Annotated in this window: 25 protein-coding genes; 15 read left to right on the plus strand and 10 right to left on the minus strand. The window is 69.9% G+C overall.

Translation table 11 applies throughout. From position 1 onward, the window contains the following. Positions 1-20 precede the first annotated feature (20 nt). The 4 genes from pgm to G406_RS53970 all read left to right on the plus strand — a co-directional run bounded on the left by pgm (position 21) and on the right by G406_RS53970 (position 5066). On the plus strand, positions 21-1670 hold the full coding sequence (pgm, locus tag G406_RS0114235) for a phosphoglucomutase (alpha-D-glucose-1,6-bisphosphate-dependent) (protein ID WP_028934375.1): 1650 nt from the start codon (positions 21-23) through the stop codon (positions 1668-1670). A gap of 31 nt (positions 1671-1701) precedes the next feature. After that, entirely contained in the window at positions 1702-2877 is a 1176-nt protein-coding gene (gene glgA / locus G406_RS0114240) for a glycogen synthase (RefSeq protein ID WP_037076579.1), read from the plus strand. Further along, entirely contained in the window at positions 2877-4097 is a 1221-nt protein-coding gene (glgC, locus tag G406_RS0114245; protein ID WP_028934377.1) for a glucose-1-phosphate adenylyltransferase, read from the plus strand. Before glgA ends, glgC begins: the two co-directional genes overlap by 1 nt. A gap of 351 nt (positions 4098-4448) precedes the next feature. Beyond that, positions 4449-5066 carry a TetR/AcrR family transcriptional regulator gene (locus tag G406_RS53970; protein WP_051342085.1) on the plus strand — a complete coding sequence of 206 codons (618 nt, stop codon included), beginning with the start codon at positions 4449-4451 and terminating at the stop codon, positions 5064-5066. Here G406_RS53970 and G406_RS0114255 read toward each other — a convergent pair. Beyond that, positions 5018-5671: a TetR/AcrR family transcriptional regulator gene (locus G406_RS0114255; protein WP_028934378.1), complete on the minus strand. Its 654-nt coding sequence runs from the start codon at positions 5669-5671 to the stop codon at positions 5018-5020. The two genes, G406_RS53970 and G406_RS0114255, sit on opposite strands and share 49 nt — an antisense overlap. A 50-nt stretch (positions 5672-5721) precedes the next feature. Between G406_RS0114255 and G406_RS0114260 the strand changes: the two genes are divergently transcribed. Together G406_RS0114260 and ppgK are read left to right on the plus strand one after the other, a co-directional pair. Then, complete coding sequence (locus G406_RS0114260; protein ID WP_028934379.1) at positions 5722-6120, plus strand: cupin domain-containing protein; 399 nt, start codon at positions 5722-5724, stop codon at positions 6118-6120. Between the two features lie 10 nt (positions 6121-6130). Beyond that, entirely contained in the window at positions 6131-6886 is a 756-nt protein-coding gene (ppgK, locus tag G406_RS46800) for a polyphosphate--glucose phosphotransferase (protein WP_037076581.1), read from the plus strand. 4 nt (positions 6887-6890) lie between these two features. Here the strand turns inward: ppgK and G406_RS0114270 are convergent, their stop codons facing one another. The 4 genes from G406_RS0114270 to G406_RS0114285 all read right to left on the minus strand — a co-directional run bounded on the left by G406_RS0114270 (position 6891) and on the right by G406_RS0114285 (position 9284). Beyond that, on the minus strand, positions 6891-7511 hold the full coding sequence (locus tag G406_RS0114270; RefSeq protein ID WP_156934865.1) for a hypothetical protein: 621 nt from the start codon (positions 7509-7511) through the stop codon (positions 6891-6893). Positions 7512-7544: 33 nt separating this feature from the next. Beyond that, complete coding sequence (locus G406_RS0114275; RefSeq protein ID WP_028934381.1) at positions 7545-8174, minus strand: AAA family ATPase; 630 nt, start codon at positions 8172-8174, stop codon at positions 7545-7547. A gap of 71 nt (positions 8175-8245) precedes the next feature. Next, entirely contained in the window at positions 8246-8641 is a 396-nt protein-coding gene (locus G406_RS0114280) for a TFIIB-type zinc ribbon-containing protein (protein WP_084216052.1), read from the minus strand. A 34-nt stretch (positions 8642-8675) separates the two neighbouring features. After that, complete coding sequence (locus G406_RS0114285) at positions 8676-9284, minus strand: acyl-CoA-like ligand-binding transcription factor (protein WP_037076584.1); 609 nt, start codon at positions 9282-9284, stop codon at positions 8676-8678. 80 nt (positions 9285-9364) lie between these two features. On the opposite strand from G406_RS0114285, the gene G406_RS0114290 reads away from it, so the two are divergent. Further along, entirely contained in the window at positions 9365-10828 is a 1464-nt protein-coding gene (locus G406_RS0114290; RefSeq protein ID WP_028934384.1) for an FAD-dependent monooxygenase, read from the plus strand. Positions 10829-10937: 109 nt separating this feature from the next. Here the strand turns inward: G406_RS0114290 and G406_RS0114295 are convergent, their stop codons facing one another. Continuing rightward, complete coding sequence (locus G406_RS0114295) at positions 10938-11531, minus strand: TetR/AcrR family transcriptional regulator (protein WP_028934385.1); 594 nt, start codon at positions 11529-11531, stop codon at positions 10938-10940. Between the two features lie 66 nt (positions 11532-11597). Here G406_RS0114295 and G406_RS0114300 point away from each other — a divergent pair, with 66 nt between their 5' ends. The 6 genes from G406_RS0114300 (at position 11598) to G406_RS0114325 (ending at position 19586) form a co-directional block, all read left to right on the plus strand. Then, complete coding sequence (locus tag G406_RS0114300) at positions 11598-13196, plus strand: acyl-CoA carboxylase subunit beta (RefSeq protein WP_028934386.1); 1599 nt, start codon at positions 11598-11600, stop codon at positions 13194-13196. A 111-nt stretch (positions 13197-13307) separates the two neighbouring features. Beyond that, positions 13308-15299: an ATP-binding protein gene (locus G406_RS0114305; RefSeq protein WP_028934387.1), complete on the plus strand. Its 1992-nt coding sequence runs from the start codon at positions 13308-13310 to the stop codon at positions 15297-15299. Between the two features lie 34 nt (positions 15300-15333). Next, on the plus strand, positions 15334-17031 hold the full coding sequence (locus tag G406_RS46805; protein ID WP_037076587.1) for an MFS transporter: 1698 nt from the start codon (positions 15334-15336) through the stop codon (positions 17029-17031). Beyond that, positions 17028-17780, plus strand: a complete 753-nt coding sequence (locus tag G406_RS0114315; RefSeq protein WP_028934388.1) for a dienelactone hydrolase family protein — start codon at positions 17028-17030, stop codon at positions 17778-17780. The genes G406_RS46805 and G406_RS0114315 overlap by 4 nt, the downstream gene beginning before the upstream one ends. A 24-nt stretch (positions 17781-17804) precedes the next feature. Next, positions 17805-18077: a DUF6295 family protein gene (locus G406_RS0114320; RefSeq protein WP_028934389.1), complete on the plus strand. Its 273-nt coding sequence runs from the start codon at positions 17805-17807 to the stop codon at positions 18075-18077. Between the two features lie 186 nt (positions 18078-18263). Further along, a complete protein-coding gene (locus G406_RS0114325; protein WP_028934390.1) occupies positions 18264-19586 on the plus strand; it encodes a serine/threonine-protein kinase in 1323 nt (440 codons plus the stop codon). A gap of 2 nt (positions 19587-19588) precedes the next feature. Here the strand turns inward: G406_RS0114325 and G406_RS0114330 are convergent, their stop codons facing one another. After that, entirely contained in the window at positions 19589-19951 is a 363-nt protein-coding gene (locus G406_RS0114330) for a VOC family protein (RefSeq protein WP_028934391.1), read from the minus strand. A 114-nt stretch (positions 19952-20065) separates the two neighbouring features. Further along, positions 20066-21202: a DNA cytosine methyltransferase gene (locus G406_RS0114335; RefSeq protein ID WP_028934392.1), complete on the minus strand. Its 1137-nt coding sequence runs from the start codon at positions 21200-21202 to the stop codon at positions 20066-20068. Positions 21203-21337: 135 nt separating this feature from the next. Here G406_RS0114335 and G406_RS0114340 point away from each other — a divergent pair, with 135 nt between their 5' ends. Then, entirely contained in the window at positions 21338-22873 is a 1536-nt protein-coding gene (locus G406_RS0114340) for a class I adenylate-forming enzyme family protein (RefSeq protein ID WP_028934393.1), read from the plus strand. A 55-nt stretch (positions 22874-22928) separates the two neighbouring features. Here G406_RS0114340 and G406_RS0114345 read toward each other — a convergent pair whose 3' ends face one another. Further along, the gene (locus G406_RS0114345) at positions 22929-23954 is read right to left on the minus strand and encodes a methyltransferase (protein ID WP_028934394.1); all 1026 of its coding nucleotides are present in this window, start codon (positions 23952-23954) and stop codon (positions 22929-22931) included. Positions 23955-23981: 27 nt separating this feature from the next. After that, positions 23982-24425: an SRPBCC family protein gene (locus G406_RS0114350; RefSeq protein WP_028934395.1), complete on the minus strand. Its 444-nt coding sequence runs from the start codon at positions 24423-24425 to the stop codon at positions 23982-23984. Between the two features lie 58 nt (positions 24426-24483). Here G406_RS0114350 and G406_RS0114355 point away from each other — a divergent pair, with 58 nt between their 5' ends. After that, positions 24484-25725, plus strand: coding sequence for a metal-dependent hydrolase family protein (locus G406_RS0114355; protein WP_028934396.1), 1242 nt, complete (start codon positions 24484-24486; stop codon positions 25723-25725). Positions 25726-25779: the final 54 nt, after the last annotated feature.

Consider the following 25779-nt stretch of genomic DNA (forward strand, 5'->3'; position numbering starts at 1 on the left):
ACGGCTGGAGTGATCGAGATATGGCTGTTGACCCTCGCGCCGGAACGCCGGCACGACCGGAGGATCTTGTCGACCTCGACGAGCTGAACGCCGCCTACTACGACCTTCGACCCGATCCGGCGATCGCCGAGCAGCGGGTCGCCTTCGGTACCTCCGGCCATCGCGGGTCGTCGCTGGCCACGACGTTCAACGACGACCACATCGCCGCGACCAGCCAGGCGATCTGCGAGTACCGGGCCAGGGTCGGCACGACCGGGCCGCTGTTCCTCGGCCGCGACACCCACGCGCTGTCCGAACCGGCGTGGCGGACCGCGGTCGAGGTGTTCACCGCGAACGACGTCACCGTGCTGGTCGACTCGGCGGACGGGTTCACCCCGACCCCGGCGGTCTCGCACGCGATCCTGCGGCACAACAGCTCCGGCCCGTCGGCGCGCGCGGACGGTGTCGTGGTCACGCCGTCGCACAATCCGCCGCGCGACGGCGGGTTCAAGTACAACCCGCCCAACGGCGGCCCGGCCGACACCGACGCCACCGGCTGGATCGCCGACCGGGCGAACGAGCTGCTCAGCGCCAAGCTCGCCGGTGTCCGCCGGATCTCGATCGAGCGGGCCCGCGCCTCGGACGACCTGGTCGGCTACGACTTCCTCGGTCACTACGTCGACGACCTGCCGGCGATGGTCAACCTGGACGCGATCCGCTCCGAAGGTGTCCGGATCGGGGCCGACCCGCTGGGTGGCGCCTCGGTCGCCTACTGGTCGGCGATCGCCGAGCGCTACAAGCTCGAGCTGACCGTGGTGAACCCGGCCGTGGACCCACAGTTCGGGTTCATGACGCTGGACTGGGACGGCAAGATCCGGATGGACTGCTCGTCGCCGTACGCGATGGCCTCGCTGGTGTCGCGGCGCTCGGAGTTCCAGATCGCCACCGGCAATGACGCGGACTCCGACCGGCACGGCATCGTCACCGCCGACGCCGGCCTGATGAACCCGAACCACTTCCTCGCCGTGGCGATCGACTACCTGTACCGCAACCGCGAGGGTTGGTCACCCACGGCGGGCGTCGGCAAGACGGCGGTCAGCTCGTCGATGATCGACCGGGTCGCCGCTGACCTGGGCAGGCGGCTGGTCGAGGTCCCGGTCGGGTTCAAGTGGTTCGTGCCGGGGCTGATCAGCGGCGACATCGGGTTCGGCGGTGAGGAGAGCGCGGGCGCGTCCTACCTGCGCTCGGACGGCTCGGTGTGGACCACCGACAAGGACGGCATCATCCTGGCGCTGCTCGCCTCGGAGATCCAGGCCGTCACCGGACGCAGCCCGTCGCAGCACTACGCGACGCTGACCGAACGGTTCGGCGAACCGGCCTACGCGCGCATCGATGTGGCGACCACCCGGGAGGCGAAGGCGCGGCTGGGCAAGCTGTCCGGCAAGGACGTCACCGCGACCGAGCTGGCCGGCGAGCCGATCACCCAGCGGCTCACCGAGGCACCCGGCAACGGCGCGGCGCTCGGCGGGCTCAAGGTGGTCACCGACTCGGGCTGGTTCGCCGCCAGACCGTCGGGCACGGAGGACGTGTACAAGGTGTACGCGGAGAGCTTCAAGGGCCCGGACCATCTGGCCCAGATCCAGACCGAGGCGCAGCAGGTCGTCACGGCCGCGCTGGGCGGCTCTTCATGAGGGCGGTCACCGTAGCGTTGGGTGGGTATTCATGAAAATTGGCCTGTTGACCAGGGAGTATCCGCCCAACGTCTACGGCGGCGCCGGGGTGCACGTCGACTTCCTGGCACGTGAGCTGCGCCCGCTCGTCGATCTCACCGTGCAGTGCTGGGGCGAGACGCGGGAGGGCGCGCACGGGCACTCGCCGAGCTCGGCGATGGCCGGGGCGAACCCGGCGTTGGCGACCCTGTCGATCGACCTGTCGATGACCGCCGCCGTCGCCGACCGGGAGCTGGTGCACAGCCACACCTGGTACGCGAACATGGCCGGCTACCTGGCGAAACTGCTGTACGGCATCCCACACGTGGTCACCACGCACTCGCTGGAGCCGCTGCGGCCGTGGAAGGTCGAGCAGCTCGGCGGTGGCTACGCGCTGTCCTGCTGGGCGGAGAAGACCGCGATCGAGAACGCCGACTCGATCATCGCGGTGAGCCACGGGATGCGCTCGGACATCCTCACCACCTATCCCACGGTCGATCCGGGCAAGGTCCACATCGTGCCCAACGGCATCGACTCGACCCTGTACGCCTACACCGACAACCGCGACGCGTGGACGAAGCACGGGCTGGACCCGGACCGCCCGACGGTGCTGTTCGTCGGGCGGGTGACCAGGCAGAAGGGCGTTCCGCACCTGGTGCGGGCGGCCGCGTCGTTCCGTCCGGAGGCGCAGCTGGTGCTGTGCGCGGGTGAGCCGGACACCCCCGAGCTGGGTAAGGAGTTCCGCGGTCTGGTCAGTGACCTGCAGGCCAGCAGGGACGGCGTGCACTGGATCCAGGAGATGCTGCCGCGCGACGAGGTGATCCAGCTGCTGTCCGGCGCGACCGTGTTCGCCTGCCCGTCGGTGTACGAGCCGCAGGGCATCGTGAACCTGGAGGCGATGGGCTGCGAGACGGCGGTCGTGGCCAGCGACGTCGGCGGCATCCCGGACGTCGTCCGCAACGGCGTGACGGGGCTGCTGGTGCCCTACACCGAGTCCGATCCGCGTGGTTTCGAGGCGACGTTCGCAGAGCGGGTCAACGACCTGCTGGACAACCCCGAGGTGGCCCGCGCGATGGGTCAGGCGGGGCGGCGGCGCGCGGTCAAGGAGTACGGCTGGGACGCGATCGCGGCCCGCACCGTGGCGATCTACGACAGTCTCGCACTGGGAAGCTCAGAAGGGGGAAGCTGATGCCGTCTCGGCCTCGCGTACTGGGGATCGTGCTCGCGGGCGGGGAGGGCAAACGGCTGATGCCGCTGACCCTGGACCGGGCCAAGCCCGCCGTCCCGTTCGGCGGCGTCCACCGGATGATCGACTTCGTGCTGTCCAACTTGATCAACGGCGGCATCCACAAGATCGCTGTGCTGACCCAGTACAAGTCGCACTCGCTGGACCGGCACATCTCCACCGCGTGGCGGCTCGCGTCGCTGACCGGTGGGTACGTGACGCCGGTCCCGGCGCAGCAGCGGCGGGGCCCGCACTGGTACCTGGGCAGCGCCGACGCGATCTACCAGTCGATGAACCTGATCAAGGACGAGTCGCCGGACATCGTCGCGGTGTTCGGCGCGGACAACGTGTACCGCATGGACCCGTCCCAGATGATCGACCAGCACATCATGTCCGGCGCCGGGGTGACGGTCGCCGGGATCCGGGTGCCGCGCGCCGAGGCCAGTGCGTTCGGCGTGATCCACACCGACGACGGGACGGTCATCTCGTCGTTCCTGGAGAAGCCCGCCGACCCGCCCGGGCTGCCGGACGCGCCGGACGAGTCGTTCGTGTCGATGGGCAACTACGTGTTCTCCGCCGACGCGCTGCGTGAAGCGCTCGAGCTGGACGCGGGTGACTCGGAGTCGCGTCACGACATGGGCGGCAACATCGTTCCGCAGCTGGTCACCCGGGGTGAGGCCGGCGTCTACGACTTCAGCTCCAACGTCGTGCCCGGTGAGACGCCGCGTGACCACGGCTACTGGCGTGACGTGGGGACGATCGACGCCTACTACGAGGCGCACCAGGACCTGATCTCCACGCACCCGATCTTCAACCTGTACAACGCCGACTGGCCGATCTTCGCCCTGCCCGCGCAGCGTCCGCCGGCGAAGTTCGTCAACGGTGGCACGGCGCAGGAGTCGATGGTCAGCGCCGGCTGCATCGTGTCCGGTTCGCAGGTGGTCAACTCGGTGCTGTCACCCGGCGTCTACGTCGAGCAGGGCGCGGTGGTGCAGGACTCGGTGTTGGCCGACGGTGTGCGGGTCGGCGCAGGAGCGGTGGTCCGCAGAGCGATCCTGGACAAGAACGTCGTGGTCCCCCCAGGCGCCCACATAGGCGTAGACCTGGGCAGAGACCGAAACGCCTACCACGTGAGCGAAGGCGGAATCGTGGTCCTGGGCAAGGGAGCAACAGCCGTCCGATAACCCACGTGAGTGGCAAGGGCGTCTACCGCGAAGCGGCGCCGAAGGCGTAGACGCTCGGAGCACTCACGACAGCTTTTCCGTCGTGAGTGATCCGGGCGCCTATAGGCGCCCTTGCCACTCACGAGTCGACGGCGAAGCCGAGATGCCTTGGAGCCGGGTACGGGCTAAGCCGGGTACGGGCGAAGTCGGGTACGGGCGAAGTCGGGTACGAGGCCGAAGGAACAGGTAAGTGAGCGCAGAAAGTGTGTCAGTAACCGCTTGAGGGTGCTTTTATAATGTCGCGGACGTAAACTGGCTGGTGTGACGTGTGCGGGTGGCAGTCCTCTTGGCTTGCGTGAGCGTAAGAAGCTCATGACCAGGCAAGCCATTCTGGACGCCGCGCACGAGATGTTCGATGCACGTGGCTTCGACAACGTGACCGTCGCCGAGATCGCCGATGCGGCGAACATCTCGGCGAAGACCGTGTTCGCCCACTTCCCGTCCAAGGAGGACCTCGTCTTCGACGACGAGGAGGAGCTGCGCGACTCGGTCCTGTGCTCGTTGCGTCAGCGCGCGCCGGGGCAGTCGCCGTTGCAGGCGCTGGTCACGCTGCTGTCGGAGATGGTGCCCGAGACGGTGTCCGAGACGATCACCCACCTGAGCCGCCTGCTCGGACCGGTCGCCAGCAGCACGACCCTGAAGTCGCGGCTGCGGTTGTTCTGGGACCAGCTGGAGCACGACGTGGCCGAGCAGCTCGCCGAGGAGCTCGGGGAGCGGGCTGACTCGCCGCGTCCCCGGATCGCTGCTGCTCAGCTGGTGCTGGTCTTCCGGATGCTCGCCTCCGAGGAGCACCTCGGCTATCTGCGCGCGAACCCTCGGCAGAGCTCACGGGACGTGTGGCTGGAGGCGATGGTCGACCTGGTCGGCGGCGGGATCGCGGACTATCCGGCGAGCAGGCCGTCGATGAGGGCGTGTAGGCCGACCGGATAGGTGTCCCTGCTGGTCAGGCGGGCCCAGTCGCTGCCGAGCGCCGCCAGGGTGGGGAACGCTTCGGCGTCGAGGTCGGCGAAGAGTCGGTCCCGGTACGTCGTGGTGTTCTCGGCCTCGCGACGGCGGGTGGCGCTGGCCCGGACGATGATCTCGCCCGCGGTGAAGTACCAGATGCCACGGTAGGTGGCGACGGCTCGTTCGGCGTCGAAGCCGAGGTCGAGACAGGCCCGGACGATGTGCTCGGAGTACCACAGCCCTGACCTGGCGACCAGGTCGTCGGCGACCAGCACCTCGACGATCCACGGACACTCGGCGAGCGCGTCGTGCATCGCCCGCGCGACGACGAGGATCCGTTCGCGCGGCGCCTCCGGCAGTGCGGGCCGGGGTATCGCGTCCGCGTAGTCGTCCAGCAGGAGCAGCAGCAGCTCGTCCTTGTTCCGCACGTGGTGGTAGAGCGCCATCGGGGTCGTGCCGACCTCCGTGGCGACCTTGCGCATGGTCAGCCCGGACACCCCGTCCCGCTCGAGGATCGCGCGGGCCGCCGCGAGGATCCCGGCCGCCGAGATCCTGGCCGGGCGACCGGTCTTCGCGGCTGAACGTGGCATGTCGCCATCATGCCTTGCGTTCGGGCGTCGCCATGACCTACTTTCTATACATGTACAAAAACAAAGCGATAGACCTGCTGTCGGCCGGCATCCAGCTGCACGCCGACGGGCGGATCGAGACCGGTGAACGCCGCATGGGCGGCGGCACCGACGGCTGGACGGTGGCCGCCTTCCACGTCGAGACCGACGCCGACGTGCACGGCGACCACTGGGAGATGCACCCGAACGCCGACGAGCTGGTCGGCGTCGTCGACGGCCACGCCCGGCTGTGTTTCGAAGCCGCGCAGGGGGAGGCCGAGGAGATCGTGGACCTGCGCTCCGGTGCCGCGGTGGTCGTGCCACGCGGGCGGTGGCACCGCGTCGAACTGCGCGGACCGACCGACATGTTCTCGATCACCCTGCGAGCGGGCACCGGTCTGCGGCGGCGGGAGGTCGGGGCCCCGTCGTAGGCTGCGGTGCATGAGTGAGCTGGGATTCGGCATCGACATCGGTGGCAGCGGCATCAAGGGCGCGCCGGTCGACCTGCACCACGGCGAGCTGGCCGAGGAACGGTTCCGGGTGCCGACGCCGCAACCGGCCACGCCGGACGCCGTCGCCGAGGTCGTGCGCGAGGTCCTGGACCATTTCGACTGGGACGGCCGGTTCGGCTGCACGTTCCCGGCCGTGGTGCAGCACGGCGTGGTGCGCACGGCGGCCAACGTCGACCAGTCCTGGATCGGCACCGACGGGCACGCGCTGCTGAACAAGGTCACCGAACGCAAGTCGCTGCTGGTCAACGACGCCGATGCGGCCGGTGTCGCCGAGGTGCGGTTCGGGGCGGCGAAGGACCGCGACGGTGTGGTCCTGCTGACCACGCTCGGCACCGGGATCGGTTCGGCGCTGGTCGTGGACGGTGTGCTGGTCCCGAACACGGAGCTGGGCCACGTCGAGCTGGACGGACACGACGCCGAGTCGCGTGCCGCCGACTCGGCGCGGGACCGCGAGGAACTGTCCTGGGAGGACTGGGCGCAGCGGCTGACCCGCTATTACGGGCACCTGGAGAACCTGTTCTGGCCGGACCTGATCGTCGTCGGCGGCGGCGTCAGCAAGAAGGCCGACAAATGGCTGCACCTGGTGGAGACGCGCTGCGAGATCGTGCCGGCGGTGCTACGCAACAACGCGGGGATCGTCGGCGCGGCCCTCCAGGCCGCCCACCACCATCACAAGCACCACTGACCGGTCAGCCTCGGGACAGCGGTCCGGTCGCGCTGACCGAACCGTCGGGGTACAGCCACTGGGACCGCAGGACGAGCGCGGACCTGCCTCTCGGAATCCGGAACGCGACCCAGCCGGTGGCGTCGTGGCCCGGTTCGACCCGTTCGGGGAGCGGCTCGTGGCCCGCCGCACGCATCGCGGACATGACCTGCCAGTCGCCGAGCGGGCACTGCTGGGTCCAGGTCGTTCCGACGCTCTGCGACCGTGGCGAGCGGTTGGCGTCCTGGAACGCGAAGAGCGTGAGTGACCGGTCGCGCTCCCATCCGCCGGGGGCGGCCGCGTGCACGGTGAAGGACAGCAGCGCGATCGCCTGGTCCGGGGAGTGCGGCACATCGGTGAAGTCGAAGATCGCCTGGTGCCCCTGGATGGTGTCCTCGGCGCTGCCGGAATAGGTGTTCAGCGGGACCGGACCGGAGCCGAGCACCGAGCTGTACCACTCGGCTCCCGGCGGGCCCGGCGCCGCCTCGTCCTTCGCCACGCAGGGTGGCCCGCTCGGAGCCGGTGGCTCGGCGGCCTGCGCGCAGCCGGCGAGCGTTGTCAGAACGACGGCGACCCCGCACACGGCCGACGCACGTGCGGAAGACATACCCCCACGATATAGCGAGACGGTTGATAGCGATCACGGCACGGGCAGGCGGGCCGTGATCCAGGCGCAGGCGTACTGGGCCGCCGCTTCGATCGGCACCTCGGTCGTGTCGAACAGATCCACCGCCGGTGTCATGGTGGCGGCCTCGGCGCGCAGCCACTCGTTGAACTCGAGCATCTCGGCGATGCGCGGCTCGTCCCACTCCCGCCACCGTGGGCGCCGGCGCAGGCGCGCCGCGAGCGCGGCCGAGTCGCTGACCAACGCCAGGTAGTGGATGTCGGAGAACAACACGCGCTCCGGCCGGTGCTCGAACTCGGCGGGCACGACCGTTCCGCACAGGACGACGGGCCGGCCGCTCTGGTGGATCATCGCGGCCATCCGCAGCCAGGCGGAGCGGAACACGGGATGGCCGTCGACGTCGTCGCGCAGCCCCGCCGTCCACAGGACGTCCTGCTCGACCGTCACGACCCGGTCGTCGAGCAGCTCCGCGAGCCTCGGTCCGACGGTCGACTTGCCCGCGCCGCTCGGCCCGGTCAGCGCGAACAACGGCAGCCTGCGGAACGGCCACCGGCAGCCGCAGTGCGCGCAGGCCAGCTCCCTGTCGGCCACGATCGGCGCGGCCGCCTTGTCGCCGCAGCCGGGACAGATCAAGAGGTCCAGCACGTCGGCGCGGTCCGTCCTCCAGGTCGTGAGTGTTGAGTGTTGCTATAGCCACACTCAACACTCACGAGGGGTCAGTCGAAGAGATTCTCCAGGAAGCCGCGCTTGCGGCGCTTGTCGTGACCGTACGGTCTCGGCGAGTCCGAGTGGCCCCGGTAGCCCTTCGGGGAGTCCGGATGACCGCCCCGGTAACCGCGCGGCGAGTCGGCGTGGCCGCCCCGGTAGCCGCGTGGCGAGTCGGGGTGACCGCCCCGGTAGCCGCGTGGCGAGTCGGCGTGGCCGCCTCGGAACGGCTTCGGCGAGTCGTTGTGCCCGCCCCGGTAACCGCCGTAGTAGGAGCTCTCGGCGCCGGCGATCTGCTCCAGCTCGCCTCGGTCGAGGAAGATTCCTCGGCATCCTTCGCACTGCTCGATGTGGATGCCGTTCTTGTTGACGGTCATCATCCGGTTCTGGCACTTGGGACAGATCACGACATAAGCATTAGCACATCTGAGAACTTCTCAGTTAGGGCGCGACGCGTCGGATCGGCTCGTCGGCCAGCGGTACGCCCTGCTCCAGGCGTGCGAACACGGTGTCCATGATGTCGACGTAGGGGCGGTCCGGGTGCTGGTCGGCCAGCGCCTGGGCGGCGAGGCGGACGCCGACCAGAATCCCGGCGAACAGGGTCACGTCCAGATCGGTCGGCGCGCGGCCGGTGGTGGCGGCGACCGTGGCGGCGATCTGCTCGACGCTGAACTGGTTGCGCTCGCGAATGGCGTTGCGTAGTTCGGGCACGGTGCGTCCCAGCTGCATGCGCACCTCCTCGAGGGCCCGCTTCTCCGGTTCGAGCTGGTCGAACGCGTCGCGCAGTGCTCTGCGCATGCTGCTCAGCAGCGGTGCGCCCTCGGGTTGGGCGGCGAACGCCTCGACCATCACCGGATCGATGTCGTCGTACAGCACGACGTCTTCCTTGCTGGGGAAGTACCGGAAGAACGTTGCGCGCGACACGTCGGCGGCCGAGGCGATCTGGTCGACCGTGGTCGCGGCGTATCCCTGGGCGCGGAACAGGCGTAGCGCGTGGCGCTGGAGCTCGGCGCGCGTCTGCGCCTTCTTCCGCTCTCGTAACCCAGCCACATCGGCAGTATGACAGTCAAGCAAATTTGCTACTGAGTCTTATTTGAGACTGAGTCGCAAATTCTGCTAGGGTCGATCTCATGACAACCGATGTGGACGTGCTGGTGGTGGGTGCGGGGCCGACGGGGCTGGCGACGGCCGGTTTCCTGGCGCAGTGGGGAGTGCGAGTCCGGGTCGTGGATGCCGCCGAGCATCCCTTCGTCGGATCGCGGGGCAAGGGGCTGCAGCCGAGGTCGCTGGAGATCCTGGAGGGCCTCGGGGTCACCGGTCGGCTGGTCTCCGCCGGCCGGTCCCGGATGCCGATCCGGCACTACGCCGAGGACGGTACGTACTTCGACACCGATCTCAGTGCCGGCGAGGCGCCGAGCCCGGACAGCCCGTACGCGCGCACCCTGCTGATCCCGCAGTGGCGGGTCGAGGAGACGCTGCGCAACCGGCTCGCCGAGCTCGGCGTGGCCGTCGACTGGAGCACCGGGCTGGTCGGCTTCGAACAGGGGCCGGACCGGGTCACCGCGACGCTCGTCGACGGGTCACGGGTCTCGGCGCGCTACCTGATCGGCTGCGACGGCGGTTCGAGCACCGTGCGCCGGCTGCTGGGCGTCACGTTCCTCGGCGAGACGAACGAGGCCGTCCGGATGCTCATCGCGGACGTCCAGCTCGACGGCGTCGACCGCGACCACTGGCACATCTGGCAGAACGTGCTGCCGCGCGGTGTCGCGCTGTGCCCGCTGCCCGGGACCGACACCTTCCAGCTGCAGGCGCCGGACAACGGTTCGGATGCGTCGCTGGAGACCTGCCAGGCGATCGTGGACGACGTCGTGGGCGGCGGGGTGCGGCTGCGGAAGGCGACCTGGCTGTCCAAGTGGCGCATGAACGTGCGGATGGTGGACCGCTACCGCGTCGGCCGGGTGTTCCTCGCCGGGGACGCCGCGCACGTGCACTCGCCAGCCGGTGGCCAGGGCATGAACACCGGCATCCAGGACGCGGCGAACCTGAGCTGGAAGCTGGCCCACGTGCTGGCCGGTGCCGACGAGGGGTTGCTGGACACCTACGAGGCCGAACGACTGCCGGTCGCGGCCGCCGTACTGGGGTTGTCCACCCGGTTGACCAGCGCGCCACCAGGGCTGCGCGGCGAGGAGGGCAGGGGGACCAACCAGCTCGGCATCAGCTACCGGGGCGGACCGCTCGCTCCGGACAGCGGCGCGGTCTCCGGGCCGGTCGCGGGTGACCGTGCTCCTGACGCGCCGTGCCGGGACGGCCGGGGGCGGCGGGTGCGGCTGTTCGAGCTGCTGCACGGTCCGCGCTGGACCGTGCTCGCCTTCGGCGCCGACCCGGCCGGTCTGCCCGATCACGTGCGGATCGTCCGGATCGGTGGCGAGCACGGCCTCGCCGACGTCGACGGCCACGCCGCGCGGGCGTACGCGGCCACCGAGGGTGACCTGGTCCTGATCCGCCCGGACGGCTACCTGGCCACCCGCACCCGCGCATCCATCGACATCACCACCTACCTGTCACCGCTCACCAGCACCCCCGTCCCGTCCTGACCCCCCCCACCACCCGCCCGGACGGCACGAATGTGGCTTTAGGGACGTTCAACGTCCCTAAAGCCACATTCGTGCCGCTAGGGGCGGGAAGGTAGTGAACGGGGAGTTATTAGTGGAGGGAGGGTAGGCCTAGGCAGGCCTGGGCTGTTGATGCCAGGAGGGCGGCCAGGTGGGTTTCTTCAAGGCCGGGGTCGAAGAACAGGGTGGACTGGATCGCGCCGACCGCGGCGTGCACCGTGACCCTGGCCTCGGGGTCGGACAGCTCGGGGCGCAGCGAGGTGAGCAGGTGCACCCACTCCTCCAGGTACAGCCGCTGTGCCCTGCGCAGGCGCCGACGGTCCCGCTCGGGCAGGGTGTGGGCCTCGCGGTGGTACACCGCGAGTACCGCCCGATCCTCGATCGCCACCGCGATGTGGTCCTTGACCAGCTCGGACAGGGCTGTTCGGTCGTCCGCCGCCTGGGCGACGATCCGGTCGGAACCTTCCCGCAGCCGGTTCATCACGGTGTCCAGCAGGGCGACCAGGATGGCGGTCTTGCTCTCGAAGTGCCGGTAGACACCGGAGCCGACGATGCCGGCCTCCGCGCCGATGTCGGCCATCGCGATGGTGTGGAAGCCGCGACGGGCGGCCAGCTCGGCCGCCGCGGACAGGATTCGGTCCTTGCGGCGAGGATCGCGTTGCCGACGCGGTCGCCCGTTTTCCATCTGGTGAGTATGGCATCGGGTGCGGTACGTTCCACAAGTGAATGGGCAATCACATGGGAGCGGCTGATGCCTGTACTCACCTCTGTCCTCGACACCCAGGGCGAGGCATACCGCGCGAACCGCGCCGCCCAGCTGCGGTTGCTCGACCGGCTGGCCGAGCAGCTCGAGCTCGCGGCAGCCGGTGGCGGTGAGCGCTACGCCGCGCGGCACCGGGACCGTGGCCGCCTCCTGGTCCGGGAGCGCATCGAGCTGCTGGTGGATCCGGACAGCCCGTTCCTCGAGCTGTCCAGCCTCGCGGCCTGGGGTACCGAGTTCACCGTCGGGGCCAGCGTCGTCACCGGGATCGGTGTCGTCTCCGGCGTCGAATGCGTGATCATCGGTCACGATCCGACCGTGCGCGGCGGCGCGATGAACCCGTACTCCCTGCGCAAGACGTTGCGCGCGCTGGAGATCGCCAGGCTCAACCGGCTGCCGGTGGTCAACCTGGTCGAGTCCGGCGGAGCCGATCTGCCCACCCAGGCCGACCTGTTCGTGCCGGCCGGGCGGATCTTCCACGAGCTGACCGCGCTGTCGGCGGCTGCGGTGCCCACGGTCGCGCTGGTGTTCGGCAACTCGACGGCCGGCGGTGCGTACGTCCCCGGGATGTGTGACTACGCGGTGCTGGTCGACCTTCAGGCGAAGGTGTTCCTCGGCGGCCCGCCGCTGGTCAAGATGGCCACCGGCGAGGTCGCGGACGACGAGGAGCTCGGTGGCGCCGAGATGCACTCCCGGGTGTCCGGGCTCGCCGACCACTTCGCCGCCGACGAGTACGACGCCATCCGCATCGGCCGGATGATCATGTCGCAGCTGAACTGGCGCAAGCTCGGCCCCGCGCCGGACCTGCATCCGGCGCCGCCCCGGTACGACCCGGAGGAGATCCTCGGGCTCGTCCCGCCGGACGCCAAGGTGCCGTTCGACCCGAGGGAGATCCTCGCCAGGACCGTCGACGGTTCGGAGTTCGGCGAGTACAAGCCGCGCTACGGCACCGCGCTGGTGTGCGGCTGGGCGCGCATCCACGGCTATCCGGTCGGCGTGCTCGCCAACCACCGGGGCGTGCTGTTCAGCGAGGAGTCGAAGAAGGCGTCCGAGTTCATCCTGCTCGCCAACCAGACCGACACACCGCTGGTCTTCCTGCAGAACACGACCGGCTACATGGTCGGCACGAGCTACGAGCAGGGCGGGATCGTCAAGGACGGCGCGAAGATGATCAACGCGGTGGCGAACAGCACCGTGCCGCACCTGACGATCAACATGGCGTCCTCCTACGGTGCCGGGAACTACGGCATGTCCGGCCGGTCCTACGATCCCCGTCTGATGTTCGCCTGGCCCGGCGCGAAGCTCGCGGTGATGGGCGCGGCGCAGCTGGCCGGGGTCATGTCGATCGTCGGTCGGGCGTCCGCCGCGTCGTCCGGCCGTGAGTTCGACGAGGCCGCCGACGCCAAGCGGACCGCGGCGATCGAGGCGCAGATCGAGTCCGAGTCGGACTCCTTCTACGTGACCGCCCGGCTCTACGACGACGGCATCATCGACCCGCGCGACACCCGAACCGTGCTCGGCATGGGCCTGTCCGCCGTCCACTCGACCACCGTCGCCGGCCGTCGCGGCTTCGGCGTCTTCCGGATGTGATCGCGTGCCCCGACCTTCGCAGGCACCTGTCGTGAGTGGTACGGGCGCCTATAGGCGCCCGTACCACTCACGAGTCGTATCGCCGGCGCATGAGCCTCAGGAGCGGGACACATGATCACCAAGCTGCTGGTCGCCAATCGGGGCGAGATCGCCGCGCGGGTCATGCGCACAGCGCACGGGCTGGGCATCGGGACCGTCGCGGTCTTCTCCGACGCCGATGCGGACTCCCCGTTCGTGCGGCTGGCCGACGAGGCGGTCCGTCTGCCGGGGGTGACGCCGTCGGACACCTACCTGCGTGCCGACCTGGTGGTCGCGGCCGCCGTGGAGACCGGCGCGGACGCGTTGCACCCCGGCTACGGGTTCCTGTCCGAGAACGCCGCGTTCGCCCGCGCGGTCGCCGACGCCGGGCTGACGTTCGTCGGGCCGTCGCCGGAGGCGATCGCGTCGATGGGGGACAAGGTCGCGGCGAAGGCGCTCATGGAGGCGGCCGGCGTGCCGGTGCTGCCCGGCGCGGTCTTCGCGGCCGACCACGAGCCGTCCGATGCCGAACTGGGCGCCGCCGGGGAGCGCGTCGGGTACCCGCTGCTGGTCAAGGCCGCGTTCGGCGGAGGTGGGCGGGGCATGCGGGTCGTCGAACGCGAGGCCGGCCTGGTGGAGGCGGTGCACGGCGCCCGGCGCGAGGCGGCGTCCGCGTTCGGCGACGGCACGGTGTTCCTGGAGCGCTACCTGGCCGATCCCCGGCACATCGAGGTGCAGATCCTCGGCGACGGCCGGGGCGGCGTGGTGCACCTGTTCGAGCGCGAGTGCTCGATCCAGCGGCGCTACCAGAAGATCGTCGAGGAGTCGCCGTCCACAGCGGTGAGCAGCGAGCTGCGCGCCGAGCTCGGTGCGGCGGCGGTCGCGGCGGGCAAGGCGATCGGGTACACCGGCGCGGGCACCGTGGAGTTCGTGCTCGCCGGGACCGGTGAGTTCTATTTCCTGGAGGTCAACACCCGGCTGCAGGTCGAGCACCCGGTGACCGAGCTGGTCACCGGGCTGGACCTGGTCGAGCTGCAGCTGCGGATCGCCGAGGGTGAGCCGCTGCCGTCCGAGGTCCTCGACGCCCGGATCGACGGGCACGCGATCGAGGTGCGGCTCTACGCCGAGGACGTCCCGGCCGGTTACCTGCCCGCGACCGGGACGCTGCACGACTGGCACATCCCGGACGTGCCGGGTATCCGGGTCGACGCCGGTGTCGAGCCGGGCAGCGTGATCGGTCCGCACTACGACCCGATGCTGGCCAAGGTCATCGCGCACGGCCGGACCCGCACCGACGCCGCGCGACGCCTGGCCAGGGCACTCACCGGCGCCCGCATCCACGGCGTGACCACCAACCGCGACCTGCTCGCCGCGATCCTGCGTGACCCCGAGTTCCTGGCCGGCAACACGACCACGAGCTATCTCACCAGGTCAGAGGCCGTGAGTGGCGAGTGGTCCCAGAGGACCACTCGCCACTCACGGGTGGTGGCCGTGGCTGCGCTGGCACGGCAGGCGGGGAACCGGGCGGCGGCGGGGGTGCTGCGGACCCTGCCGTCCGGGTGGCGGAACGCCGGCGGGGTGGGTCAGCGGGTCGGGTACGCGGTGGGCGAGGAGACGTTCGAGGTCACCTACCGCCTTGGCCGGGATGGACTGGACGTGCGGGTCGACGGCGAGCGGCTCGGGGAGAACGTCCGGCTCGGCGGCGCGACCGAGCACGCCGTCGTGCTGGAGATCGACGGGGTGCGGCGCGAGTGCACCGTGCAGCGGGTGGGCGACCAGACCTATGTGGACGGACCTGACGGCTCCGCGACGCTCACCGAGCTGCCGCGCTTCCCCGATCCGGCGGACGCGGTGCACGCCGGTTCGCTGCTCGCGCCGATGCCCGGCACGGTCGTGCGACGGCAGGCCGAGGTGGGCGACGAGGTCGAGGCCGGGCAGCTGCTGATCGTGCTGGAGGCGATGAAGATGGAGCACAGCATCGCCGCCCCGATGGCCGGCACGGTGACCGAGCTGGCGGTCCGGCAGGGCGACCAGGTGGACACCGGGCAGGTGCTCGCCGTCGTCACACCGAACGAACCGGAGTAATCTACCTAGTTGTGCTAACTATCGAGTTCGACCGGTGACGGCGGCAGGCGACCGGTACAAGTGGGTTGCGCTGTCCAACACGACGCTCGGTGTGCTGATGAGCACGATGGACGGCTCGATCGTCATCATCGCGCTGCCGGCCATCTTCCGGGGCATCGGGCTCGATCCGCTCGCGCCGGGCAACATCGGCTACCTGCTCTGGATGATCCTCGGATACCTGCTGGTCCAGGCGGTACTGGTGGTCGCGCTCGGGCGGCTGGGCGACATGTTCGGCCGAGTGAAGATGTACAACCGGGGCTTCATGATCTTCAGCTTCGCCTCGATCGCGCTGTCCTTCGACCCGTTCCACGGCGGACACGGCGCGTTGTGGCTAATCGGGTGGCGGGTCGTCCAGGCGTTCGGCGGCGCGATGCTGACCGCCAACTCGGCGGCCATCCTGACCGACGCCTTCCCCGGCGAACAACGGGGCATGGCACTCGGCGTCAACCAGATCAGTGCGCTCGCCGGTCAGTTCCTCGGCCTGGTCGCGGGCGGTCTGCTCGCCGAGATCGACTGGCGCGCGGTGTTCTGGATCAGCGTCCCGTTCGGCCTGCTGGGCACCATCTGGTCCTACCGCAGCCTGCGCGAGGTCGGCAGCCCGCGCCGGGCGCGCATCGACTGGGCCGGCAACGTGACCTTCGCGCTCGGCGCCGGAATCGTCCTCGCCGCGATCACGTACGGCATCCAGCCCTACGGCGGCCACGCGACCGGCTGGACGAACCCGTGGGTGCGCGGCGGCATCGCAGTCGGAGCGCTGCTGCTGGTGATCTTCGCGGTCATCGAGACCAGGGTCGCGGAGCCGATGTTCCGGCTCGCCCTGTTCACCGTGCGGGCCTTCGCGGCGGGCAACCTCGCCGCGCTGCTCACCGCCATCGCGCGCGGCGGCCTGCAGTTCATGCTGATCATCTGGCTGCAGGGCGTCTGGCTGCCGCTGCACGGATACGACTTCTCCGACACGCCGCTGTGGGCCGGCATCTACCTGCTGCCGCTGACCGCGGGATTCCTGGTCGCCGGCCCGACCTCGGGCACCCTGTCCGACCGGTTCGGACCGCGCATCCTGGCCACCACCGGGCTGCTGCTGATGGCAGGCGCATTCGTCGGCTTCCTGCTGATCCCGGTGAACTTCAGCTACCCGGTGTTCGCGCTGCTGCTCGCGGTCAGCGGCATCGGCCAGGGCATGTTCTCCGCGCCGAACACCTCCGGGGTGATGAGCAGCGTCGCGCCCGGCGAACGGGGTGTCGCCTCGGGCATGCGTTCGACGTTCCAGAACTCCGGGACCGCGCTGTCCATCGGGGTGTTCTTCTCGCTCATGGTCGCCGGACTGGCGACCTCGTTGCCCGGCACGCTGTCCGCCGGGCTGCGCGCGCAGGGTGTCGCCGCGCCGGTGGCCGACCAGGTCGCCGGGCTTCCGCCGGTCAGCACGCTGTTCGCGGCGTTCCTCGGGGTCAACCCGATCGCCCACCTGCTGGGTCCCACCGGCGCACTCGACGCCGTGCCAGCGGCCAACCGGGACACGCTGACCGGCACCCGATTCTTCCCTGAGCTGATCTCAGGGCCGTTCCACCACGGTCTGGTTACCGTGTTCACGGCGGCGGCCGTGATGGCCGTGGTGGCCGCGCTCGCCTCCCTGTTGCGTGGGAGTGTGGCCACGCCCGACCAACCGATGCGTTCCCCGGAGAGGACCTCAGCATGAGCACGATCAGCCCGGACGCGATCCAGGCGGAGACGATCACGATCAGCGGCCACGGCGGCGACGAGATCGAGGCCTACCAGGCGCGACCGCTCGCGCCCGGCTCCCGGGGCGGTGTGGTGCTGATCCACCACATGCCCGGCTACGACCGGGAGTCGAAGGAGAAGGTGCGCCGTCTCGCGGCCGAGGGTTTCAACGCGATCTGCCCCAACCTGTACTCCCGTGAGGCCCCCGGTGCGGACCCGGACGACGCGGCGGCCGCCGTGCGCGCGGCGGGTGGTGTGCCGGACGAACGACTGGTCGGCGACGTCGCGGGTGCCTCGGACCAGTTGAAGAAGCTCGACGGTGCGAACGGCAAGATCGGCGTCATCGGTTACTGCTCGGGCGGCAGGCACAGCTTCCTCGCCGCGTGCTCGCTGCCGCTCGACGCCGCGGTCGACTGTTACGGCGCGTTCGTCGTGGAGGCGGCGCCGGAGGGCATGCCCAAGGTCATGCAGCCGATCCTGCACCTGGCCCCGAACCTGAGCGCGCCGCTGCTCGGGCTGTTCGGTGCCGAGGACAAGTTCCCCGCGCCGCCCGAGGTGGCGAAGCTCGACGCCGAGCTGACCAGGCTGGACAAGCCGCACGAGTTCCACACGTTCGAGAACGCCGGTCACTCGTTCTTCTCGGTCGACCGCCCCGCGTACCGCCCCGAGGCCGCGGTCGAGGGATGGCGCCTGGTCGGTGAATTCTTCGGCAAGCACCTGTCCTGAGCTCGGTCGCGAAAGGAGACTGTGATGTGTACTTATCTCACCGAGAAAATTTCCGTTGACGGCAGTGGTAAAGGTGCACGCGGCTGGTTCGGGGCCAGTGAAGCAATAGTGTATGTCGACCATCCGGTGCACGCGCAGTACGGCCACACGGTGAACATCGACGTACTCAATCCCGCGCTTGGTCCGTCCGCCCGGGTCGCGCTGGAACTCACCGAGGAGACGGCACTGGCTCTGGCGGACGCCATTCACCAGGCGATCGGTTCCGCGCCGGCCAAGCTGGCTTCTAAAGATCAATAAATTATGGGACTACTGGGACAGGTGTGATTAATGGTGTAGAAGTAATTGCTGATGCGACATTCCGACGATACTTAGTCTGCCCTTACTTAAGTATTCGTTGAGTGATTGTTATCTGGACTGCCGACCATCAGCTGACTTCTGCCATTGGTCTCGACGATTTCCATTCCTGTTCGTATTCTGCGACATATGGCCGTCGTCACCGGTCCCTTCAGCGACACCACCGCGATCGTCTACGGACATCGCCGCGGTGTGGAGCTGCGCACGACCGGGCTCGGCACCTGGTACCTCGTGCCGGACAACGGTCAGGTCGTCGCCGGGGTGCTCGCCATCCACGGCCGGCACGACCTCGGTGGGCTCGTGCGGCTCACCCGCAGGCTCGCGGAGTTACAGCTGCCCGGCGTCGCCCCGGTCTACGACCTGGTGGGCGAGGCCGGGCACAACTGGCTGCTGGTCCGCTCCGCGCCCGGCCCGACGCTCGCCGAGCTGACCGCGGGCGGCGCGATCGATCCGGACAGCGTCCTGACCGTCGCGCGGGACACCGGCGCCGCGCTGCTGGCCATGCACCGGCACGGGCTGGCGCACGGCAACATCAGCGAGCACTCGGTCATCGTCGACGTGCGCGGTGTCGCGCTGCTGCTGGACTGGACGGTCTACGACCAATCGCCGCACACCCCCAGGCACACCACGGCCGACGACGTGCGCGACTGGGCGCAGCTTCTCTGGACGCTGGCATGTGACTGGTGCCGCGACGACTTCCTGCTGGGTATCGGCCTGGCCAGGGTCGCGGGCATGGCCATCGGCATGGCCGGTCTGCCCGCCGCGCTGGAAGAGCTCGACCGGATGCTGTCCCAGCCGCCCCGGGCCTGGCTGGCGGAGCAGTCCACGCTGTGGCTGTCCTGGTGGTCCGCGATGGCGGAACAGGACCCCGCGGCCAGGGCCGACACCGACGTTCCCTGGCCGACCGCCGCGGCCCACTCGCTGCTGTCCGCGTCCGATCCGGTGGAGGACCAGTCCGCGAACGGCCGACGCGGCCGCCCGGTACCGCTCTCGGCCGACCTGCGCCTGCGCGACGAGATAGACCTGGCCCGCCTGACGGCCCGGGCGGCCCGCCCCCGCAGGCGCCGCTACCGCACGCTCCTGTGGTCCCTGATCGCCGCCGCCGGGCTGGCCTCTGCCGGCTACCTGGCGCTGACCGTCGTGCAACCGCCCAAGTTCGCGGTCAAGTCGGTGTCCGTGCACCTGGAACGGGTCGGCAACGAGTGCACCGTGGTGGGCACGGTCGTCACGAACGGCCTGCCGGGCACCCTCGCCTACCGCTGGTCCGGCGACACCCCACCCCTGCCGGCGCAGACCCAGACCCTCGCCGAGAACCAGAGTGCGATCCAGCTGCGCCAACGCTGGGCCGAGGTCAGGGCGGCCTCCGACTCCTCCGACGTGGTGGCGGCCCTGGAACTGCTGGAGCCGGTCCCGAGGCGAGCGTTCATCGAGCTGAGCCCCGACTGCCAGTAGCCCTAGGCGGTGGCGGTGGACAGGCAGATCACGTGGTCGTCCGGGTCGGTCAGCACCGCAAGGCGCTCGCCCCACGGCTGGTCCGTGGGCTGGTCGATGATCGTGCATCCGAGCTTCTGAGCCGCCTCACACATCGCGTCGACGTCGTCGACCCGGATGCTCATCGCGACCCCGGCCATGCTCGGCCGGGCGATCCGCTGATGCAGCATCAACTCGACCTCCCCGGCACCCGACCCCATCTTCAACACGGCGAACCCCGGCGGCGCGGACCGGCGATGAAGCCCGAGCAACCCCTCGTAGAAGGCGAGCGAACGGTCCAGCTGGGCCACCGAGACGATCACCCGGTTCAGTGAGGGAGCGGTCATGCGCGTCATTTTGCCTCGGCGGGGCCCCGGGAGTAACGGCATTGCGCGAACTCTCAGCCTCCCGGCCCAGCAAACCTCGTGAGTGTTGAGTGTGGCTATAGCCACACTCAACACTCACGAGGTGTTCAGCAGCGTTCTGTGGATCGCGGCGGCCATGACCTCGCCGAGCAGGACCGGGACCGCGTTGCCGAGCTGGCGCATCTGCTCGCCGCGCGGGCCGGCCAGCCGCCACTCGTCGGGGAACGTCATGATCCTGGCGACCTCGCGGACCGTCAGGTAGCGCAGTGAGCCGTCGTCGCGGCGCAGCACCGACTCACCGCCGGGGACGCCGTGAACACCCGCCTTGACCGTCTTGGCCGGGCGGTCCAGCTCGTTCGGGGTGTGGCCCTTGTAGCTGCGGGCACCCGGCCAGCCGTAGTGGTGCAGCCAGCCGGGGTGCTCGGCGCGGTCCGGCAGCGGTTCCGGCAGGTCGGCGATCGCGTCGCGCAGCGTGCGCCACGGCTGGAGCCCGTCCGGTGTGCGGTTCGACTCGACGACAGGGGGCCGTGGGGTCAGCCCGTGGCGGTCCCAGTACTCGCCGGAGACCTGGGCGGCCGCGAGCGCGGTCTCGGAGTGCGTCGGGGTGGGTGGCTGCCAGTCACCGAAGCCGAGATCGTGGCGGAACGCGACCACGAAGACCCGGCGACGGACCTGCGGCACTCCGTGGTCGGCGGCGTTGACCGGGAGGCGGAACACGTCGTAGCGCTCGGTGTCGTCGCCGAGGCGAGGTGCCGAGAGCGCCTTGATGAGGCGTTTGTCGTGGTCCCGCCAGTCCTCGCCGTCCACCCGGCGCTCGAACGGCAGCGCCAGCTCGCGCAGGATGTAGGAGTAGTACGGCTCGAACGAAGGCCGCAGCAGGCCCCGGACGTTCTCCGCCAGCACCGCTTTCGGCCGGGTCTCGCGGACGCAGCGGAACAGCTCCGGCCACAGGTTGCGCGCGTCGTCGGGGCCTTTGTGCGCGCCGCCGAGACTCCATGGCTGACACGGCACACCGCCGGCCACCACGTCGACCGTGCCCTCCAGCGCGGTGAAGTCGACCGCGCGCACGTCGCCGTCGACCAGCGGCCCGACCGAGTTCGCGCGCAGCGTCTCGCACGCCCGCCGCTCCAGCTCGTTCACCAGCAGGTGTCGAAACCCGGAGCGGTGCATCGCGGACGCCAGCCCGCCGCCACCGCTGAACAGCTCCACGCTGCTCAACACCTGCCCACCCACCGGCCGAGCCTATCGCCAGCCCGTCCCGTCCCCGGCCCACCTTCCCGCGACTCGCTGAGCGGAATCCAGCGACTCGCGGGGTGGGGGCGGGCCTGTGCGGTGGCCGAGTGGGTGGGGCCACATCATGATGTGGGGATGAGCGTTGAACCACTGCCGCGAGGCGCCGCACCGTTCGACACCTCCGGGGTGTGGCGTGACGACAACGGTGTCGCGCAGTACCCGGACCTGCCGGGCTCGCTGGTCGAGCTGCTGCGGATCAGTGTCGAGCGGGACCCCGAGCACGAGGCGCTGGTCGAGGTCGGCGGGGAGCGGCTGACCTACCGGCAGCTCTGGGACCGCGGTGCGCGCGTGGCCGGCGGGCTGGCCGAGGCCGGTGTCCGTCCCGGCGACCGGGTGGCGAACCTGCTGCCGGCGGGCGTCGACTGGGTGCTCGGCTTCTTCGGCACCCAGCTCGCCGGAGCGGTCGCGGTCCCGGTCAACACCCGGTTCGCCCAGCCGGAGATCGACTACGTGCTCGACGACAGCGGTGCGGCCGCGGTGCTGCGCCCCGGCGAGCCGCTGCCCGACGGCCCGCCCCGCTCGGCAGACGACCTCGGCCTCGACGACCTGGCCGCGATCTTCTACACGAGCGGCACCACCGGGTTCCCCAAGGGTGCGATGACAACCCATCGCAACTTCCTGTCCAACGTCGAGACGGCGATCCGGGTCACCAACATCAACCGCGCCACCGGAGCCGAGCAGCGCGGCCTGATCTCGGTCCCGCTGTTCCACGTCACCGGCTGCAACAGCCAGCTGCTCGTCTACCTGACGCTCGGCGCGGCGACCGTGGTGCTGCCGAAGTTCGACGTGCAGGCCTTCCTGCGCACCATCGTCGACGAGCGGATCAACCAGCTGACCAGCGTGCCGGCGATCTACGCGATGGCCATGGCGCAGCACAACTTCCGTGACTTCGACGTCTCGGCGGTCACCAAGCTGTCCTACGGCGGCGCTCCGATCGCGCCCGCGTTGGTCGAACGGATCACCACGATGTTCCCGAACGCGCGGCTGGGCAACGGCTTCGGGCTGACCGAGACCGCGTCGATCTCCACCTACCTGCCCCATGAATGGGCCGCCGACCACCCAGACTCGGTCGGTTTCGCCGCCCCCGTCGTGGACCTGGCGATCGACGCGCTGGACGAGACCGGCGTGGGTGAGCTGCTCATCCGAGGTCCGAACGTGGTGGCCGGCTACTGGAACAAGCCGGAGGCGACCGAAGCGGCCTTCGTGGACGGTTGGCTGCACAGCGGCGACCTGGCCAGGGTCGACGAGAACGGCCTGACCTACGTCGTCGACCGGGCCAAGGACATGATCAACCGGGGCGGTGAGAACGTCTATTCGGTCGAGGTGGAGAACGCGCTCGCGGGCGCGCCAGGCGTCGCCGAGGCCGCCGTGGTCGGCGTGCCGGACGACGTGATGGGGGAGAAGGTCGGCGCCGTGCTGGTCGCGGTACCGGGCACCGAGATCGACCCGATGGCGGTGCTGGACTACCTGAAGGAGCGCCTGGCCGACTTCAAGGTGCCGCAGTTCGTCTCGGTACGCACCGACCCGCTGCCGCGCAACCCCGGCGGCAAGATCCTCAAGCGCACCCTGCGCGACGACACCACCTGGGGCGCACCCCTGCGCGGCCGCTGAACACCCGTGAGTGTTGTGGGCTGCCATAGCAGCCCACAACACTCACGGGTCCTGATCAGGCGGGGGTGGCCTCGATGAGGGAGAAACCGCTCGGACCGGGCAGTAGACGCAGGTCGGACAGGGTGAAGCCGGCGCGGGCGCACAGCAGGTCGAAGTCGACCAGCGTCCGTTCCCGGCCACCGACGTTGACCAGCATGTTCAGATCGGACAGGTACAGCCCGGGACGCACCGAGCCGTCGACCTTCTCCGGCAGCACCGGCTCGATGATCAGCAGGCGGCCGTTGTCCGGGATCACCCGCCGGCAGTGCCCGAGGATCGTGTTGACCTGGTCGTCGTTCCAGTCGTGCACGATGCTCTTGATCAGGTACAGGTCCGCGCCGCCGGGAACCGAGGTGAAGAAGTCACCGGTCGTCGTGGTGCACCGGTCGGCAAGACCTGTCTGCTGGAACGTGGCCCCGGCCTGGGCGAGGCCAGAGGCGGTGTCGTAGACGACGCCACGCAGCCCCGGGTGCGCGCCCAGCACCGCGGTGAGCAGCGTGCCGTCACCGCCGCCGATGTCCAGGACCGTGTGGAAGCGGCCGAAGTGGTAGCTGGCCGGGAGCGCCGAGGCGACCAGCTGCGTGGCCTGCCGCATGGACGTGTTGAACCGCGCGGACAGCTCGGGGTTCGCCGCGAGATGGTCGAAGAAGCTGACGCCGAAGACCTGGTCGAACGTCGTGTGCCCGGTACGGACGGCGCTGCCCAGCTCGCGCCAGGCGGCCAGCATCGCGGGGTCGGAGAACATCCGGACGAACTCCAGCAGGGAGTCCGGGCCGTCGCTGCGCAGCAGCGTGCCCATGCCGGTCAACGCGAAGCTGTCCGGTGTCGTCTCGGTGAGCAGCCCCAGCGCGGCGAGCGCGCGCAGCAGCCTGGTCACCGCGCCCGGATCGGCGTCGATCTTGCCGGCCAGCTCGGTGCCGCTGCGCTCGCCGTCGCCGATCAGGTCGGCAAGACCGAGGTCGGCGGCGGTGGCCACCACCTGGCCCGCCATCTGCCCGAACACCAGCTGGGTCAGCCGACCTCGGTCCTCGTTGATCGCCATAGTACTTAGGCTACCCTAAGTACTAGGTCAGCCCGACTGAATAACCGCGTCCAGCTTGTCGAGCACACCGTTGTAGATGCGGCTCAGTCCCTTGGGCGCGAACGTGCGCTCGAAGAACCCGCCGATGCCACCCGCGCCGTTCCACACGGTGTGGATGTCGACCGCGCTCTGCCCGTTGTCGGCTGGCCGCACCGACCATGTGGTGACCATGCTCGAGTTGCGGTCGGACTCGATGAGCGTGCCGTCCGCCTCGGTGACGTCGATGTGCTGGTCGCGGATGCGCTTCTCGGTCGCGGCCAGCTTCCAGCTCACCTGGGTACCGGCGCCGTGCCCGCCCACGATCACCCGGTAGTCGCTGTAGTTGTCGGTCAGAATCTTGGGGCGCGTCGTCTGGTAGTCGGCGAGCGCGGCACGAACCTGGTCGACCGATCCGTGCACGGTCCGCTGCACGGAAACTTTTACCTGAGCCATGCGCCCATCCTGCCGTGAGTGTTGCGACCGCCTCCGGGCGGCCGCAACACTCACGGGTATGGCTGATCAGCGTGTCGTGCTCATCCGCAATGCGGCGGTTCTCGATCCGACGGCGGACGAACCGCACCCCGATCGGACGATCGTCGTGGAGGGAGACGAGATCGTCGACGTCGGTGGTCCCGAGCTGCGCAGCGCGGACGCCCAGGTGATCGACGCCGGGGGTCGGATCGTGATGCCGGGCCTGATCGACGCGCACGTGCACACGCTCGCCTACAGCGCGGACCTGCCGGGCGCCGCCGAGCAGTCGCCGTACTACGTCGCGGCCCGCGCGGGCGCGATCCTCGCCGGCATGCTCGACCGGGGATTCACCACGGTCCGGGATGCGGCAGGCGCGGACTACGGGCTGGCCCAAGCCGTCGCGGAGGGCTGGTTCACCGGGCCCAGGGTGATGTTCGGTGGCAAGGCGCTGTCCCAGACCGGCGGACACGGCGACGGTCGCCCGCGCGGCCGGGAGGTGCACGACGACCATTACTGCGCGCCGAGCCACTGTCGCATCGTGGACGGGGTCGACGAGGTCCGCAGAGCGGCACGCGACGAGCTGCGTCGCGGCGCCGAGCACCTCAAGCTCATGCTGGGCGGCGGGGTCGCGTCACCGACCGACCGGATCGACAGCACCCAGTTCTCCGTCGAGGAGATTCGCGCGGCGGTCGAGGAGGCGGAGGCCGCGAACCGGTACGTGCTCGGCCACGCCTACACACCGCGCGCGATCAACCGGGGCCTCGAAGCGGGTGTGCGGTCGATCGAGCACGGCAACCTGATGGACGACAGCAGCGTCGCGCTGTTCCTGGAACACGACGCGTTCTACGTCCCGACGCTGGCGACCTACAGCGCGCTCGCCGAGGAGGGGCTCGCCGCCGGGCTGCCCAAGGCCAGCCACGACAAGGTCTTCGAGGTGCTCGACGCCGGGCTGCACGCGCTGGAGCTGGCCCACCGGGGCGGCGTCAAGATCGTGTACGGCACCGACCTGCTCGGCGACATGCACTACCGGCAGCTCACCGAGTTCAGCCTGCGCGCCCAGGTCCAGCCTGCCGCCGACATCATCAGGGCCGCGACCAGCACGGCCGCCGAGCTGCTGGGCCAGTCCGGCCGCATCGGAACGCTGGCTCCCGGTGCGTACGCCGACCTGCTGATCGTCGAGGGCAACCCGCTCGACGACGTCACGGTACTGACGAAACCCGAGGACACCCTCCGCCTGATCATGCACGCGGGCCGCATCCGCAGGAACACCCTCGCCAGGTAGCCCGTGAGTGTTGCGGCCGCCCATAGGCGGCCGCAACACTCACGGGACCTGAGC

This window comes from Actinospineispora spinosispora DSM 44797 (genome assembly GCF_000429025.1).
GTDB classification, from domain to species: domain Bacteria; phylum Actinomycetota; class Actinomycetes; order Mycobacteriales; family Pseudonocardiaceae; genus Pseudonocardia; species Pseudonocardia spinosispora.

Excerpts from the sequence above, each read along its gene's own strand:
- pgm (WP_028934375.1), top strand. The coding sequence starts at position 21 with ATGGCTGTTGACCCTCGCGCCGGAACGCCGGCACGACCGGAGGATCTT.
- glgA (WP_037076579.1), top strand. The coding sequence starts at position 1,702 with ATGAAAATTGGCCTGTTGACCAGGGAGTATCCGCCCAACGTCTACGGC.
- glgC (WP_028934377.1), top strand. The coding sequence starts at position 2,877 with ATGCCGTCTCGGCCTCGCGTACTGGGGATCGTGCTCGCGGGCGGGGAG.
- G406_RS53970 (WP_051342085.1), top strand. The coding sequence starts at position 4,449 with ATGACCAGGCAAGCCATTCTGGACGCCGCGCACGAGATGTTCGATGCA.
- G406_RS0114255 (WP_028934378.1), bottom strand. The coding sequence starts at position 5,671 with ATGCCACGTTCAGCCGCGAAGACCGGTCGCCCGGCCAGGATCTCGGCG.
- G406_RS0114260 (WP_028934379.1), top strand. The coding sequence starts at position 5,722 with ATGTACAAAAACAAAGCGATAGACCTGCTGTCGGCCGGCATCCAGCTG.
- ppgK (WP_037076581.1), top strand. The coding sequence starts at position 6,131 with ATGAGTGAGCTGGGATTCGGCATCGACATCGGTGGCAGCGGCATCAAG.
- G406_RS0114270 (WP_156934865.1), bottom strand. The coding sequence starts at position 7,511 with ATGTCTTCCGCACGTGCGTCGGCCGTGTGCGGGGTCGCCGTCGTTCTG.
- G406_RS0114290 (WP_028934384.1), top strand. The coding sequence starts at position 9,365 with ATGACAACCGATGTGGACGTGCTGGTGGTGGGTGCGGGGCCGACGGGG.
- G406_RS0114295 (WP_028934385.1), bottom strand. The coding sequence starts at position 11,531 with ATGGAAAACGGGCGACCGCGTCGGCAACGCGATCCTCGCCGCAAGGAC.
- G406_RS0114300 (WP_028934386.1), top strand. The coding sequence starts at position 11,598 with ATGCCTGTACTCACCTCTGTCCTCGACACCCAGGGCGAGGCATACCGC.
- G406_RS0114305 (WP_028934387.1), top strand. The coding sequence starts at position 13,308 with ATGATCACCAAGCTGCTGGTCGCCAATCGGGGCGAGATCGCCGCGCGG.
- G406_RS0114315 (WP_028934388.1), top strand. The coding sequence starts at position 17,028 with ATGAGCACGATCAGCCCGGACGCGATCCAGGCGGAGACGATCACGATC.
- G406_RS0114320 (WP_028934389.1), top strand. The coding sequence starts at position 17,805 with ATGTGTACTTATCTCACCGAGAAAATTTCCGTTGACGGCAGTGGTAAA.
- G406_RS0114325 (WP_028934390.1), top strand. The coding sequence starts at position 18,264 with ATGGCCGTCGTCACCGGTCCCTTCAGCGACACCACCGCGATCGTCTAC.
- G406_RS0114330 (WP_028934391.1), bottom strand. The coding sequence starts at position 19,951 with ATGACCGCTCCCTCACTGAACCGGGTGATCGTCTCGGTGGCCCAGCTG.
- G406_RS0114340 (WP_028934393.1), top strand. The coding sequence starts at position 21,338 with ATGAGCGTTGAACCACTGCCGCGAGGCGCCGCACCGTTCGACACCTCC.
- G406_RS0114345 (WP_028934394.1), bottom strand. The coding sequence starts at position 23,954 with ATGGCGATCAACGAGGACCGAGGTCGGCTGACCCAGCTGGTGTTCGGG.
- G406_RS0114350 (WP_028934395.1), bottom strand. The coding sequence starts at position 24,425 with ATGGCTCAGGTAAAAGTTTCCGTGCAGCGGACCGTGCACGGATCGGTC.
- G406_RS0114355 (WP_028934396.1), top strand. The coding sequence starts at position 24,484 with ATGGCTGATCAGCGTGTCGTGCTCATCCGCAATGCGGCGGTTCTCGAT.